Raw genomic sequence first — 13,794 nt, forward strand, 5'->3', positions numbered from 1 at the left:
GTTTAGATCTTGATGCCTTTGTGCAGCGCCACCACGCCAGCGGTCAGGTTGTAATAATCCACTTTGCCAAATCCGGCGTCGTACATCATTTGCTTGAGGGTTTCCTGGTCAGGGTGCATGCGTATGCTTTCTGCCAGGTAGCGGTAACTGGGCTCGTCGTTGGCAATCCATTTACCAAACTTGGGCAGCAATTTAAATGAATAGGTGTCGTAGAGTTTTTCCAGTGGTTGCCACACTTTTGAAAACTCCAGTACCAGCAGGCGACCACCTGGTTTGAGCACCCGTTGCATTTCACGCAAGGCAACATCTTTATGTGTCATGTTGCGCAAGCCAAAGGCAACGATGACACAGTTAAATGTTTCGTCGGCAAACGGCAGTACTTCTGCATTGCACTGCGTAGCCGGAATGCTCAGCCCTGCATCTATCATGCGATCGCGGCCGACACCCAGCATGGAGGCATTAATGTCGGTCAAAATCACCGTGCCCGGGTTGACGGCAGATTGCGTGCCCACTTTTTTGGCAAACAGGCGTGACAAATCACCACTGCCTCCGGCAATATCCAGCACTTTGTCACCCTGGCCCACGCCGCTAACATCGACCGCAAAGCGCTTCCACAAACGGTGCATGCCTGCAGACATCACATCGTTCATGATGTCATATTTTTGCGCGACCGAATGAAACACCTCACCGACTTTTTTCTGCTTGTCAGCTTCGGCCACGGTATCAAAGCCAAAGTGGGTGGTTTTTTCCTGATCAGTGTTTTGCTGCATGTGTGGGTTCCTTGCGGGTATGGCCAGCCATGGATAGTTTAGTCACATAGTCTTGCCACAGGCTTTCATAATGTTGTGCCAGATAATAGAGATAATCCCATGAATACAGGCCGGTATTATGACCATCGTCAAAGATCAGTTTGATGGCGTATCTGCCAACCGGTTCAATATCGCTAATATTGACGTTTTCTTTGTCCAGTTGCAGCACCTCCTGCCCGGCGCCATGTCCGCGTACTTCGGCCGAGGGAGAATACACACGCAAAAATTCGCAAGACAGCATGCACTCGGTATGGTTGTCGAAGTGTATTTCAAGCAGGTGTGAGGCCTGATGCAGTTGTATCAGGGTCGGGGTCGGACAATCAGGGTGTAGACCGCTCATAAGATTGAAGAAAGTGGTGGATTGGGTCGTTAACTTTAATTATGCGCATGATAGCAGATGCATGATTGCCGCGCATGGATAGTCTTTGTTGTATCTTATGGTTGATAATTCATTTTATTTGTGAATTAATAGCTATACCTACATGATTTATTTGAACTTTTATTATTTCATGATAGATTACTAAAAAAACAAACCATCATGAATAGGTTACCTAACAATTCTTAAGCAGGTCCTATGGAAAATAACAGACTGGCACAACAATTGGATTTGTACACGCGATGGCGTCAATCGATTGCTGATGTTTTGGGGGAGTATCGGCGCTGGTTGGCCGATAAACAGCTCAGCGATGTGCAAATAGAAGAGCGGATACAGCAGCAACTAAACCGTTTGCGTGAGGACAAGTTAAATGTCGCATTTGTCGCCGAATTTTCGCGCGGCAAATCCGAGTTGATTAATGCGATTTTCTTCTCCGGTTACGGCCACCGTTTGCTGCCATCCGGCGCAGGACGCACCACCATGTGCCCCACCGAATTGCGTTATGACACCGGCAAGCCGGTCAGTTTGTCATTGTTGCCGATTGAAACCAACAGCCACCAGATTTCCATTAGTGAATACCGCCGTATGCCACAAGCCTGGTCTGCGGTCGAATTTGATGCACATTCCCGCGAAAGCATGGTCGAGGCCTTTAAAGAGGTCAGCCGTACCCGCCGCGTGACTGTCGATGAAGCGCAATCCCTGGGGCTATATAACCCTGACCAGCCCGATGATGCCATGCTGATTGGTAACGATGGCCTGCTTGAAATTCCCTGCTGGCGTTATGCCGTGATCAATTTCCCGCACCCCTTGCTCAAGCAAGGCCTGGTGATTCTGGATACGCCAGGATTGAATGCGATAGGTGCCGAGCCCGAGCTCACCATGAGCATGCTGCCGAATGCGCATGCGGTGCTGTTTATTTTAGGCGCCGATACTGGCGTGACTAAATCTGAAATGGAAGTCTGGCGCCGTTATATCAGTGGTGCGCGCTGGAAGCAAAAAGGCCGTATGGCCGTGCTCAACAAGATTGACGGTTTGTGGGATCCACTGAAAACTGATGACGAAGTGGAAACAGAACTTTATCGCCAGTTACAAAACACGGCCGAGTTATTAGGTTTGCCGCGCGACCAGATTTTACCGACTTCGGCACAAAAAGGCTTGTTGGCCAAAGTGAAAGGCGACCAGCAGTTGTTGCTCAAAAGCCGTTTGCTGCAACTGGAAAGAAACCTGTCTGATGAGCTGATCCCTGCCAAGCAGGAGATTGTGCGCGAGAGCATACAGGGTGAAATTGAAGACATGGTGCATCAGACGCGCATCACGCTGGAAACGCGTTTGCAAAGTGTGCTCGATCAAGCCGATGAATTACGGTGTTTGCAGGGCAAGAACGAAGATGTGATTGCGCAGATGATGCGCAAGGTCAAGCAAGACAAGGTTAATTTCGAAGTCGGTTTGCAGCGTTACCAAGCCTTGCGTAGCGTATTTTCAGTGCAGTCTAATCAGGTATTCCATCATCTGGGCATGCCTGCGCTCAAAAACAAAGTACGCGAAACGCGCGATACCATGATGAAAGCGGCGTTTACCAAAACCATGCGGCAAGCCATGGATGATTTTTTCAGTGAGCTCAAGCGCCGCATGATGGATGCCGATGTGCATGTGCATGAAATCAAGAAAATGATGGAAGCCATGTATGAAAAGTTTTCCAAAGAGCACGGTTTACTGCAAAAAGCACCACCACCATTTTCTACCTCACGCTATTTAAAAGCACTCAATAAACTGGAAGCGATTTACCGAGACCAGTTCAATACCACCTTCAACATGATTGCCCACGAAAAACTGACGCTGACCAGCAAGTTTTTTGAAACCCTGGCCAGTCATGTGATTCTCGAATATGAAGCGGCCAACCGCGATACCGAAAGCTGGCTCAAAGCCGTGATCGCGCCGATGGAAAGCCAGATGCGTGAGCATCATGTGCAACTCAAGCGCCGTGTGGAAAGCATCAAGCGTATTTACCAGGCGACTGATACCCTGGAAGAGCGTATTGCCGACTTGGAACAGGTAGAGTTGTCGATACGCCAGCAACTGGCAGAGCTGGATCAGCTCAATAGTAAGGCCTTGTTTGCCTTGGCGCACGAAGAGGTCATCGTACAAGCTGCCTAAAAATAGCAGTTATAGAATAGCTGTCATGAAAACAAAAACGGGAGCCTAGGCTCCCGTTTTTGTTATTTGCTTTCCAGCATATAGGTTTTGATTTTCTGCATCGCCTTCTGTTCAATCTGGCGGATACGTTCTGCTGACACATTAAACTCAGCAGCCAGTTCATGCAGCGTGGAGGCATTACCCTCCGTCAACCAGCGCGCTTGCAGCACACGGCGGCTGCGCTCATCCAGTTGTTGTAAGGCCATGCTCAAGCCTTCGGTTTGCAAATGTTCGTCTTGCAGGTTTTCCAGCAAAGTAGATGGCTCAGGACCTTCATCTTCCAAAAACGCAATCGGGCTGTATACTTCTTCGCCATCGTCATCTACTTGCGCATCCAGAGAAATTTCCTGACCGTTCAGGCGGTATTCCATCTCGGTCACTTCTTCCGGTTTCACGTTCAGCTCGGTGGCGATACGGTGCACATCATCCTGGCTAAGTGTTTCAAAGCCTTGTTTCATGCTACGCAAGTTAAAAAACAGCTTGCGTTGTGCTTTAGTGGTCGCGGTTTTCACCAGGCGCCAGTTACGCACGATGTATTCGTGAATCTCGGCCTTAATCCAGTGCATGGCAAATGAGACCAGGCGCACGCCACGGTCAGGGTCAAAGCGTTTCACCGCTTTCATCAAGCCAATATTGCCTTCCTGAATCAGGTCAGACTGTGGCAAACCATAACCGCTGTAGCCACGGGCAATGCTCGCGACCAAACGCAGATGCGACACAATCAGTGCGCGCGCAGCCTCCAGGTCACCACTTTTTTTCAACTCAGTCGCATAGCTGTATTCTTCTTCAGCCGTGAGCACTGGAAACTGCTTGATGGTACGCAGATATTGATCCAGGCTGTCAGCCGAGGAAACGACAGGTAAAGTTAACGCGTTGATAATAAACTCCTTATTGAAAGAAGATGTTTAAAATGATTTTAGCACTCAAAGCTTGAGAGTGCTAGCCCATTTAAAAGTTCAACGCGATTGCACGCGTTTGTGTGACGAGCTATTAAAGTTTGGAATTGATACATAGACTAGCTGATGCGTTCTATATACTAAGAAGTTGAGTAGACTCTTCAACCTAGAAAGGGATTGGGAATGAAACTATTGATGCCAAGTGCGACCGGGGTGGAAGTAGTAAGAGCATTCGTCGCAATGTACAGAGGAAAGATGATACAAAGTACAAGTGCTGATGTAATTGACTATCCGGGCGTTCTCTACAATGTCACAGGGAGTACAAAAGACCCCAAAGCAGTCAAAGGATATAAAGGTCTCGCATGGAAAGCCCTGTTAAAAGAATACCCAGATTTTTATGAAACCAGTTGCTACGTTACCAACCCTATACTATCCAAAAGGGCGACAAGTCACCCTGGATTCGATGTCGGTGGCCATATGACCCCCAACCCATCTGGTGTTGTGCAACGTGGGGCAGATTCGTACCTGATGCCTCTTTGCAAATGGCATAACAGTACTCGTCGTAACGGGACGGCTTTCAGCCACAGCAAGACCAAGGTGCTAAAGCTAAGGGGGTACATGGAGGGCGACTCGGCTATCACCTTTGCCATGAGAATGGGAAATAATCATGCTCATACACTTTTGTTCCTAGCTCCCGGCAGTAAAAAATGGGATTTCATAGCGTTGAGTGATGCGGTGAAGCAAGGCTTTGATAGAGTGCCCCTCAAGGCGATACTCACCAGTCCAATTCAGGAATACGCAATATTTGAAAAACGAGATGACGGCTTCTATATTGTAAGCTCGAACATTTCGGAAGGTGGCTCTAAGGATTAACTCGCAGCTCTTACTGGCTACCGCCTTCAGTTTGTAGCCTTGCGGTTTCGAGAATCCAAATCCACATTTTTATTCAGAAAACCCAGAAATGCCCAAACCCTTAGTGGCGTCTCTTCCAAGCCCATGGCGATTCTGTTCTCTATAATTCAATGTTTGGAATCATAACTGCAAGGTTGATGGAAGTGACCTTAATAACAACCTATAGAGGGAGTATGAATGCTAGATTACGCTAACATTGCAACAGTGATAAGCGCTTTTATTGCCACAGTTTCTGCTGTGATTGCGGCTTTTGCAATATTTAAGCAGTCTGAAACTCAGCAAAATGAAAGATACCTAGATCAGGCTAATTTAACGCTCAAGAATGCCTACGAGGCTTTAACAATGGATCGAAAAGTCAGTGCTGAGAGATTGGACTGGTTAACTTGTGCTAGACATTTAGAGAGATACAAAACGATTAAAAAATTGATCACTCTAAAGGCACATCAATTAATTTGTGAAGAGCAGGAAGAGTTTTGGCGGCACCAGTTTTATCTATCTTTGAAATCAGGGATTTTAAATCAGTCAAGTTTTTATGCTGAAAATAGGGATATTTCTAAAGAGAAAATTGAGCCTAAATCGGCGTTAGTCATTCATGATTTTGCAATTTGGCCTGAAGGCAAAGAGGATCCAATTGACTTGGTAGACGAGCAGGCAATTCTGATGCGAGGAAAGGTCTTAAACGGTAATATTGGCTTGAGGCATTATCTTGAGGAAATGCCGAAATATCAGAACACTTTTGAACGCATGAAACAACTAGGATTGATTAGGTAAACAGTTTCAGTTGAGTGGGTTTATACAGTGTGTTCACCTACGTGACTCACTTGTCGTGCATTCTTGATGGAGGATGGTTCCTCCATCTCAAGGTTCAACCTACTTTAGTTAGCTGGCTGGATACATGGTTTCTGCTGTCCACTGGTCAGCAGGTTGCGCATGCAATGTCCAGAATTGCTCGGCAACATCGTGAGACTCTTTTGAGTCTGGATTCACAAAAGTGGCTACGGTGACCGTGGCAATATGGATGTTTTGTTGTTTGAGGTGTTCAAACAGCCCCAGAGTTAACGCGCGAATGCCTGCTTTGCCAATACTTAGCGAGAGATAATCTGGGCTTGGATACAAAGCAAACCCGCCGCCTGTGAGCAGGATAGAACCTGATTTGGCTTCGGTCATTAACGGTACCACTGCTTTAACCGCCGATAAGGCACCGCCAATATTAACTGCCAGATCACTGTTAAACGTGTCGTTGGCTTGACTGGCGATAGTGGCCTGACGGAGATTCGCCGCGTTGTAGTGCAGGACATCAATGTTACCTTCCTGATTTTTAACGGCAGTAATGAGCGCGGCTACCTGGTTTGCATCAGACGCATCCACCACCTTGGCCTCGGCCTGGTAACCCTTGCTATTCAATTTCGCGATCAACTTGTTCGTGTTTTGGGCGTTACGACTCGCCAGAATGATTTTGAACCCTTCTTTGGCGAAGCGTTCTGCTGTGGCGACGCCCATACCTGGGCCGGAACCAATACCTAAAAATACTTTCATGTGAAATCTCCTCAATAATGACATTCAATGTTTGCCTATCAACATGGCATAGAAGCGCTTTTTAATAGGCAGTGCTTTACTGCATGAACGCTATTCTGATGATTGCAATCACTTTGATAAATAGCATAATATTAAAAATATTATTTACCGAGAGTGATGAATGGATAGATTCACCAGTATGCAGGTGTATACATCAGTTGTGGAGTTAGGCAGTTTTACAGCCGCAGCGAATGTGTTTCGAATGTCTCCTGGCATGGTGACCAAACACATCAACGCTATTGAAAAGAGGTTGGATGCAACGCTTATCAAGCGCACCACACGCAGGCTGCAAGTCACCGAAGTTGGAAAAGCCTATTACGAAAGCTGTAAGGAGATTTTGAAGAAAGTCGAAGATGCGGAAGCCGGTACGGCCATTTTAAGCGGTAAACCCAAGGGCTTGCTGAAAGTCACCGCTTCGCTCTGGTTTGGATCTATTACTCTGACGCCCATTGTGTGTGATTATTTAAATCAGTTTCCGGATGTCAGCGTGGAGTTATCCCTTTCCGACAGGTTTGTAGACATTATTGATGAACACTTTGATGTGGCCATCAGGATCGGCGAGTTGTCGGACTCGTCCCTAATTGCCCGTAAATTGGCGACTGTTGAGTTGTCGATATGTGCCTCGCCTGCCTATCTGAATAAGCGTGGGACGCCCACTAAGCCTGAGGAATTGAAAAACCATGAGTGTTTGGGCTTTACCAATTGGCGGAGCCAAAGCGGCTGGAAAGTGGTCGAAAAAGCCCTGACCAACCAGGGGCTGAGTCGCTCCAGGTTTGATTCCAATAATGGGCAAGCATTGAGGCAGGCCGCATTGAAAGGCATTGGGATTATCATGATGCCAAAAGTGCTGCTGGCACCTGACATCCAAGCCGGGCGGCTTGTGGAAGTGCTCAAGGAATTTACGCCACCCTCCAGGCCAGTGAATGCGGTGTATCCCAAAGAGCGGCAAACAACGCCCAAGCTGGCTTCGTTTGTGGACTATCTGGCCGAACACTTAAAGTAGGCAGGGTTTCTATTCCACAATTACTGTGGATAACACCGTGGATTGGTTCTTGGTAACGCGCCTAACTATATGATTTTCTGAATTTTTGCGACGTCGAGTAAACTTTGACCAATCTGCGCCCCTGTATGGCTTAAAACGATTATTTCAGCGGCGGCGCCGGGAAGGGGTTCGGGAATACAGGCGGGTATTCATAAGGCGGACATGAAATCTCGCTGACTGTGGTGGTCAATGATGGTTTCAATAAAAAATGCTGCAAAGTCCTGTTCCTTGGTTAAAACAACGTGCTGAACAAGGCAGGAAATGCTTTTCAATCAGTTGTAGCGTTTAAATCTGGTGGAGCCAGCTCTGTACCCCAGCTTGATCGCTGGATGAGGTACGATAACAATAATAGCTGACTCCTCCCTTACATTTCCAAAGAATCCGGTTGGTCGTACGACATGCCTGCCTGTGCAGGCAGGCGTTATTTAGTCGCGTCCACGGCCGTGACCATTACCGTGTCCTTTGCCATGCCCGTGTCCGCGGTCGTCATCCCAGTCGCCGTGATCATGGTCATGTCTGCCGCCAGGGCCACCGCCGTAGGCATTGTAGCGTGGCGCATAAACGTTCTGATACCAGTTGTCCTGCACAAAATATACTTGTCGGCCACAGGCACCATAGTTGCCACAATAGCGACCCCATTTTTTCATTTGGCCCGGTGGCACGCGCAAATACATCGGCGGTTGCACCACGGCCACGGGTGGCGGCTGGATAATCACAGGTTGGGGATAGATAACTTGCGGTGCGGGATAGGCGTTCCCCAACACAATCTGTCCATAAAATCCCGGTTGACCAACGCTCACGGCCACACCAACATCTGCTGCGAAGGCTGTGACTGCGCTAGCCATTAATACTGCACCCATCGCTAATTTTTTCATCATCATTCATCCCTCTAATTAAGGCATCTTTGCCTATACATACGCATGAAGTGTCACGCGTATGCGCATCTTAGAAAATCGGACAATTTGATGACAGTCTCATGATTCTGATAGTCATGTCAGAAAGCGCTGACGACGATGAAAGGTCAAAAATAGGCTGGCGACCACTTATTTCAGATTGCGAATCGCCATCCAGCCCAGGTCATGCATACAGGCCACAAATGCGCGCTTGTAGGTTTGTGTTTTGTAGTCCGGCAAATAGTCCGGCCCCAGTTTTTTCTCACAAGCGCCTTGATCCTGTTTGAGCTGATTCGGGAAGGCGCCCATTTTCCACCATGAGTTAATCGAGTATTGCACATCCGGGCCATCGTTGGCTGTAGAGCGGCTGGCGGCTGTCGGTGTTTCTGCAACGGCGACTGGTGCTGCTGGCTGCTTGGCCGACTCAGCTGCTTGTGAGGCTGGTTGTGGTGTTTTTGCAACAGCTGCGGCCACTGGTTTTTGCGGGGTCTCTGCGGATAACTCTATAAAAGGACTGGGCTTGGCCTGGCTGACTTGTTTGTTATCGGTCACTTCTATGGTCGCGAATAATGGGTCAAAGGCATCGACAGTGGGTTTCTGCCAGCCATGTTCGGCCAGGCACTTGGCCAACTGATCACCACTGCCGCGGCAAGCCTGGTGCGCGCGGTCTATGTCTTGCTGTGAGCCTCCGCGTTTATATGAGACCTCGCCGCAGCCTGCTAATAAAGTGCTGAATAGGATGTAAGTCAAAAGACGCATTGCGAGCCCTGTTCTCAATTTGTTATGTGCAGTCTAGCGGTGTTTACCCACCGTCGCCACTACGCAAATTGACGTATTTGTCCTACATGCCCCTCTCGTTAAGCTGAGCGCAAGTTTTGATTAACTGTGTTGGTTTGAATTTAACGAGAAAGGGAGTTTTAGATGATGAACTTGAAAAAATGTGCCTTGCATACAGCAGTAGCAATGGCTTGCGGCCTGGGTGCACAAATGGCGAATGCCGGTGCCACGATTACTTTTGGTGAAGACAAGTATATCAGTGCTGGCTTCGGTTTTATTGGTGGTTATTCTTCAGTAGAAGATGCTGCTGCCAACGGCAAGGATCGCTCTAACGACTTTTCTTTAGATAGTGCCCGTATTTACTTATCTGGTTCGTTCAACAAATACATCAAAGGCATGTTGAACACAGAGAAAAACATTGCCGCACCAGGCGGTGGTAGCAGCGACACGATTCAAGTGATTGATGCCAACGTGCAGTTCCAGTTGACGCCAGAAGTGGCCATCTGGGCAGGTCGTTTCCTGTCCCCAAGTGATCGCGCCAACATGGCGGGTCCTTACTACTCTATGGGTGGCGGTTACTGGAGCGGCATTGCTTCACGTTATGGCTTTAACGGTGGTGTGATTGGCCGTGATGAAGGTGTGGCGGTGGTGACCAGCTTTCTGGAAGACCATCTTGCCGTGTCATTCGGTGCCTTTGAAGGCGACAACATCTTCCGCTTGAGCGGTGTGGGTGCGCAATCAGAAACTGCTGGTACTAAAGACAAATTAATGTATGCAGGCCGTGTGCAATACAACTTCTGGGACGCAGAACCAGGTTATTACGGCACAGGCAGCTACTTTGGTGCCAAAGACATTCTGTCTATTGGTGTGGCCGGTCGTGTGAAAAAAGACGGCGTGGTCAGCGGCTTGGGCGCGGTAGGTGACTACAGCTCTTACAGCGTTGACTTCTTGTTAGAGAAGAAAGATGTCGGTCCTGGCACCTTCTCTACTGAAGCGGCTTATTACTACTACGACACCGACAATGCCATTCTGGGTGAACAAGGTAAAGCCTATTCAGCCGCTGTGGCCTATTTGTTCCAGGACGAAATCGGCTGGGGCAAGTTCAAGCCTTTTATCCGTTATCAAAAGTTTGACGCGGATGGCGTGACGACGGCGACCTCAAACGTACGCACTGGCGCAGATACCAAGCGTGTTGAGATCGGTACCAGCTACGTGATCGCGCCTTACAACGCCATGATTACTGCCAGCTACGGTAAGACTGACTTTTCAAACGCCTCTGATACCAACGACTTCAAAGTCGCGTTGCAGATGCAATTCTAATCAACACCTTATAACCCTTTTCCACAAAGGAGATGAGCGTAATGAAAACAATAGTTAAGCTGGATTTTGATAAAAAGCCATGGGAACAGGACGGTCAGATTCATAACCGTTGGCACCCTGACTTGCCAATGATTGCAATGGTTAAACCGGGCGATGAATTCCGCGTCGAGTGTATGGACTGGACCGGTGGCCAGATTGGTAACAATGACAGCGCTGACGATATCCGTGATGTGGATTTGACGCAGGTGCACTATCTGAGCGGCCCGATCGGCGTCGAAGGCGCTGAGCCAGGTGACCTGATGGTGGTGGAAATTCTGGATGTCGGCACCTTTGATGACCAGCAATGGGGCTTCAACGGCCTGTTTGCCAAGGAGAATGGCGGCGGTTTTTTAACTGACCATTTCCCTAAAGCCAGCAAATCCATCTGGGATTTCCACGGTGTCTATACCAGTTCCCGCCATGTGCCAAAAGTACGTTATGCCGGCATCATGCACCCGGGGTTGATCGGCTGCCTGCCATCCCGTGAGTTGCTGGATACCTGGAATGAGCGTGAAGCTGCGCTGATTGCAACGGATCCAGACCGCGTGCCAGCATTGGGGCTGCCGCCAGAGCCAAAATCTGCAGTGATGGGTCGTCTGTCTGGTGAAGCGGCCAAACAAGCCGCTGCTGAAGGTGCACGTACGGTGCCGCCACGCGATCACGGTGGTAACTGCGACATCAAGAACCTGACCAAAGGCTCCAAAATCTTCTTCCCGGTGTATGTGAAGGATGGCGGTCTCTCCATGGGGGATTTGCACTTCTCCCAAGGTGACGGCGAAATCACTTTCTGTGGTGCGATTGAGATGGCAGGTTACCTCGACATTAAAGTCAGCCTGATCAAAGACGGCGTGAAGAAATACGCGATTAAAAACCCGATTTTCCAACCAAGCCCGATTACACCGACATATCGTGACTACGTGATTTTTGAAGGTATTTCAGTGGATGAAGCTGGTAAGCAACATTACCTGGATGTCCATGTGGCGTACCGTCAGGCTTGCCTGAACGCGATTGAGTACCTGAAAAAGTTTGGCTACAGCGGCGAACAGGCGGTGGCGATTCTTGGGACTGCACCGGTAGAAGGGCATATCAGCGGCATTGTCGATATTCCTAACGCATGTGCGACCTTGTGGATTCCGACTGAGATTTTTGAGTTCGACATTCGTCCGAATGCCGATGGACCGAAAATCATGGTGCCGCCAGGCATAGACGTCGCCCCATCAACTTAACTGTAGACAACGTTTTCATCCAGTCAGGTTTGCTCAGGTAAACCTGCCAAGAAAGGGTACAGATGCCTCTTTACGAATATGAATGTGATTGCTGTGGTGTGTTTACGGCACTGCGCAAAATGAGTGAATCCAGTTTGCCAGCCGATTGTGAATACTGTGGTGCAGAAAGCCCACGCATCCTGTCGGTGCCCAAACTGGCCATCATGGACAAACATCAGCGGTCCGCGCATGAACGTAACGAGAAATCTGCGCACGAGCCGCGCAGTGCCCGCCGCTCCAGTTGTGGTTGCACAGGATCACATACCTGTAAAACCACCACCAAGGTGAATGAGGAGACCGGCAAGCTGCCGATGCAAATGCAAACCAAGAAAACAGCAAGACCCTGGATGATCGGACACTAGTCCGATCCTCTCAAAAAACATTATTCAATATTTGTATTTAATTGATTTATCCATAAAGGAGAAGATGTAATGAGTACCTTAAACAGACGAGGTTTTATGAAAGGCGCATTGCTGGGAGCTATGATGGCCGCAGGCCTCATCAGCGGTCATGCTCTGGCAGCAGATTATCCGACAGCCAAAGTAAACACGACAGGGTTGGCTGTGACCGACACCACCGTGAAAGTAGGTATTCTGCATTCCGCCACTGGTACTATGGCGATCAGTGAAACCGGCTCTATCCAGGCTGAAAAACTGGCGATTGAGCAAATCAACGCCATGGGCGGTATCCTGGGTCGCAAGATCGAAATCGTGCAAGAAGACGGTGCGTCTGACTGGCCAACCTTTGCTGAAAAAGCGAAGAAACTGCTGGAAAAAGACAAAGTGGCTTCTGTGATGGGTTGCTGGACATCTGCTTCACGTAAAGCGGCGCTGCCTGTGTTTGAAAAAGACAACGGCTTGCTGTTCTACCCAACCTTCTATGAAGGCCTGGAACAATCCAAAAACGTATTCTATACAGGCCAAGAGGCTACACAACAAATCCTGGCAGGTCTGGACTGGATCGCTAAAGAGAAGAAAGCTAAAACTTTCTACCTGATCGGTTCTGACTACATCTGGCCACGTACTTCTATGAAGATTGCCCGTAAACACATCGAGCAACATCTGGGCGGTAAAGTGGTAGGTGAAGAGTACATCGCTTTGGGTGATACGCAATTTGGTTCTGTGATCAACAAAATCAAACTGAAAAAACCTGACGTAATCTATGCAGCGGTAGTGGGCGGCAGTAATGTGGCCTGGTTCAAACAGTTGAACGCAGCTGGTTTGAACTCCAGCAAGCAAACCATGTTGACCATCTCAGTGACTGAAGATGAAGTATTGGGTATCGGCGGTGAGAACCTGGCTGGTTTCTACTCAGCAATGAAATACTTCCAGTCTCAAGACAATGATTCAAACAAGAAATTTGTTGAAGCATTCAAAAAACGCTGGGGTAAAGATGCTGTGATCGGCGACGTGACACAAGCGGCTTACCTGGGCCCATGGTTGTACAAAGCTGCAGTTGAACGCGCAGGTAGCTTCGATGTAGATAAGGTACAAGCTGCATTGCCTGGCTACGAGTTCAAAGATGCACCAGAAGGTCCTGTGACTGTTGAAGCTAACCATCACCTGACAACCAAACTGCGTATTGGTCAGTGGGGTAAAGATGGCCAGGCCAAAGTGGTATACACCTCCGGCTACATCAAACCAGATCCATTTCCAAAAGGCTACCAATAATTCCCGGCTAGTCATTACGTAGTGTCT

At 48.6% G+C, this 13,794-nt stretch carries 14 protein-coding genes; 8 read left to right on the forward strand and 6 right to left on the reverse strand.

The genetic code is table 11. The features are described from left to right. Nucleotides 1–2: 2 nt before the first annotated feature. On the reverse strand, nucleotides 3–770 hold the full coding sequence (gene ubiE / locus ACIDE9_RS00125; RefSeq protein ID WP_411991862.1) for a bifunctional demethylmenaquinone methyltransferase/2-methoxy-6-polyprenyl-1,4-benzoquinol methylase UbiE: 768 nt from the start codon (nucleotides 768–770) through the stop codon (nucleotides 3–5). Continuing rightward, nucleotides 754–1,149, reverse strand: coding sequence for a gamma-butyrobetaine hydroxylase-like domain-containing protein (locus ACIDE9_RS00130; protein WP_194740661.1), 396 nt, complete (start codon nucleotides 1,147–1,149; stop codon nucleotides 754–756). Before ACIDE9_RS00130 ends, ubiE begins: the two co-directional genes overlap by 17 nt. A 234-nt stretch (nucleotides 1,150–1,383) precedes the next feature. Between ACIDE9_RS00130 and ACIDE9_RS00135 the strand changes: the two genes are divergently transcribed. Then, nucleotides 1,384–3,339, forward strand: coding sequence for a dynamin family protein (locus ACIDE9_RS00135; protein WP_411991863.1), 1,956 nt, complete (start codon nucleotides 1,384–1,386; stop codon nucleotides 3,337–3,339). A 62-nt stretch (nucleotides 3,340–3,401) separates the two neighbouring features. On the opposite strand, the gene rpoH is transcribed toward ACIDE9_RS00135, so the two are convergent. Further along, the gene (gene rpoH, locus ACIDE9_RS00140; RefSeq protein WP_194753848.1) at nucleotides 3,402–4,259 is read right to left on the reverse strand and encodes an RNA polymerase sigma factor RpoH; all 858 of its coding nucleotides are present in this window, start codon (nucleotides 4,257–4,259) and stop codon (nucleotides 3,402–3,404) included. 198 nt (nucleotides 4,260–4,457) lie between these two features. Here rpoH and ACIDE9_RS00145 point away from each other — a divergent pair, with 198 nt between their 5' ends. Together ACIDE9_RS00145 and ACIDE9_RS00150 are read left to right on the forward strand one after the other, a co-directional pair. Further along, nucleotides 4,458–5,147, forward strand: a complete 690-nt coding sequence (locus tag ACIDE9_RS00145) for a hypothetical protein (protein ID WP_411991865.1) — start codon at nucleotides 4,458–4,460, stop codon at nucleotides 5,145–5,147. 216 nt (nucleotides 5,148–5,363) lie between these two features. Next, on the forward strand, nucleotides 5,364–5,957 hold the full coding sequence (locus ACIDE9_RS00150) for a hypothetical protein (RefSeq protein WP_411991867.1): 594 nt from the start codon (nucleotides 5,364–5,366) through the stop codon (nucleotides 5,955–5,957). Between the two features lie 108 nt (nucleotides 5,958–6,065). Here the strand turns inward: ACIDE9_RS00150 and ACIDE9_RS00155 are convergent, their stop codons facing one another. Then, nucleotides 6,066–6,722 carry an SDR family NAD(P)-dependent oxidoreductase gene (locus tag ACIDE9_RS00155; protein ID WP_411991869.1) on the reverse strand — a complete coding sequence of 219 codons (657 nt, stop codon included), beginning with the start codon at nucleotides 6,720–6,722 and terminating at the stop codon, nucleotides 6,066–6,068. Between the two features lie 160 nt (nucleotides 6,723–6,882). On the opposite strand from ACIDE9_RS00155, the gene ACIDE9_RS00160 reads away from it, so the two are divergent. Next, nucleotides 6,883–7,764: a LysR family transcriptional regulator gene (locus ACIDE9_RS00160; protein ID WP_411991871.1), complete on the forward strand. Its 882-nt coding sequence runs from the start codon at nucleotides 6,883–6,885 to the stop codon at nucleotides 7,762–7,764. Nucleotides 7,765–8,228: 464 nt separating this feature from the next. Here ACIDE9_RS00160 and ACIDE9_RS00165 read toward each other — a convergent pair whose 3' ends face one another. Together ACIDE9_RS00165 and ACIDE9_RS00170 are read right to left on the reverse strand one after the other, a co-directional pair. Further along, the gene (locus ACIDE9_RS00165) at nucleotides 8,229–8,678 is read right to left on the reverse strand and encodes a hypothetical protein (protein ID WP_194753849.1); all 450 of its coding nucleotides are present in this window, start codon (nucleotides 8,676–8,678) and stop codon (nucleotides 8,229–8,231) included. 168 nt (nucleotides 8,679–8,846) lie between these two features. After that, nucleotides 8,847–9,455 carry a hypothetical protein gene (locus ACIDE9_RS00170; protein ID WP_194753016.1) on the reverse strand — a complete coding sequence of 203 codons (609 nt, stop codon included), beginning with the start codon at nucleotides 9,453–9,455 and terminating at the stop codon, nucleotides 8,847–8,849. Nucleotides 9,456–9,617: 162 nt separating this feature from the next. Between ACIDE9_RS00170 and ACIDE9_RS00175 the strand changes: the two genes are divergently transcribed. From ACIDE9_RS00175 to urtA, 4 genes are all read left to right on the forward strand, one after another. Further along, nucleotides 9,618–10,793 carry a porin gene (locus tag ACIDE9_RS00175; RefSeq protein WP_194753017.1) on the forward strand — a complete coding sequence of 392 codons (1,176 nt, stop codon included), beginning with the start codon at nucleotides 9,618–9,620 and terminating at the stop codon, nucleotides 10,791–10,793. A 41-nt stretch (nucleotides 10,794–10,834) separates the two neighbouring features. Beyond that, nucleotides 10,835–12,058, forward strand: a complete 1,224-nt coding sequence (gene fmdA / locus ACIDE9_RS00180) for a formamidase (RefSeq protein WP_194740674.1) — start codon at nucleotides 10,835–10,837, stop codon at nucleotides 12,056–12,058. 62 nt (nucleotides 12,059–12,120) lie between these two features. Beyond that, complete coding sequence (locus ACIDE9_RS00185) at nucleotides 12,121–12,459, forward strand: FmdB family zinc ribbon protein (protein ID WP_194740675.1); 339 nt, start codon at nucleotides 12,121–12,123, stop codon at nucleotides 12,457–12,459. A gap of 69 nt (nucleotides 12,460–12,528) precedes the next feature. Beyond that, a complete protein-coding gene (gene urtA / locus ACIDE9_RS00190; RefSeq protein ID WP_194740676.1) occupies nucleotides 12,529–13,767 on the forward strand; it encodes an urea ABC transporter substrate-binding protein in 1,239 nt (412 codons plus the stop codon). Nucleotides 13,768–13,794: the final 27 nt, after the last annotated feature.

This window comes from Methylophilus sp. 'Pure River', from assembly GCF_046765995.1.
Classification (GTDB): Bacteria; Pseudomonadota; Gammaproteobacteria; order Burkholderiales; family Methylophilaceae; genus Methylophilus.

What these genes read in the sequence shown, in the direction of transcription:
- ACIDE9_RS00175 (WP_194753017.1), top strand. Translation starts at nt 9,618, where the DNA reads ATGATGAACTTGAAAAAATGTGCCTTGCATACAGCAGTAGCAATGGCT.
- fmdA (WP_194740674.1), top strand. Translation starts at nt 10,835, where the DNA reads ATGAAAACAATAGTTAAGCTGGATTTTGATAAAAAGCCATGGGAACAG.
- ACIDE9_RS00145 (WP_411991865.1), top strand. Translation starts at nt 4,458, where the DNA reads ATGAAACTATTGATGCCAAGTGCGACCGGGGTGGAAGTAGTAAGAGCA.
- urtA (WP_194740676.1), top strand. Translation starts at nt 12,529, where the DNA reads ATGAGTACCTTAAACAGACGAGGTTTTATGAAAGGCGCATTGCTGGGA.
- ACIDE9_RS00155 (WP_411991869.1), bottom strand. Translation starts at nt 6,722, where the DNA reads ATGAAAGTATTTTTAGGTATTGGTTCCGGCCCAGGTATGGGCGTCGCC.
- ACIDE9_RS00135 (WP_411991863.1), top strand. Translation starts at nt 1,384, where the DNA reads ATGGAAAATAACAGACTGGCACAACAATTGGATTTGTACACGCGATGG.
- ACIDE9_RS00130 (WP_194740661.1), bottom strand. Translation starts at nt 1,149, where the DNA reads ATGAGCGGTCTACACCCTGATTGTCCGACCCCGACCCTGATACAACTG.
- ACIDE9_RS00170 (WP_194753016.1), bottom strand. Translation starts at nt 9,455, where the DNA reads ATGCGTCTTTTGACTTACATCCTATTCAGCACTTTATTAGCAGGCTGC.
- ubiE (WP_411991862.1), bottom strand. Translation starts at nt 770, where the DNA reads ATGCAGCAAAACACTGATCAGGAAAAAACCACCCACTTTGGCTTTGAT.
- ACIDE9_RS00150 (WP_411991867.1), top strand. Translation starts at nt 5,364, where the DNA reads ATGCTAGATTACGCTAACATTGCAACAGTGATAAGCGCTTTTATTGCC.
- ACIDE9_RS00165 (WP_194753849.1), bottom strand. Translation starts at nt 8,678, where the DNA reads ATGAAAAAATTAGCGATGGGTGCAGTATTAATGGCTAGCGCAGTCACA.
- ACIDE9_RS00160 (WP_411991871.1), top strand. Translation starts at nt 6,883, where the DNA reads ATGGATAGATTCACCAGTATGCAGGTGTATACATCAGTTGTGGAGTTA.
- ACIDE9_RS00185 (WP_194740675.1), top strand. Translation starts at nt 12,121, where the DNA reads ATGCCTCTTTACGAATATGAATGTGATTGCTGTGGTGTGTTTACGGCA.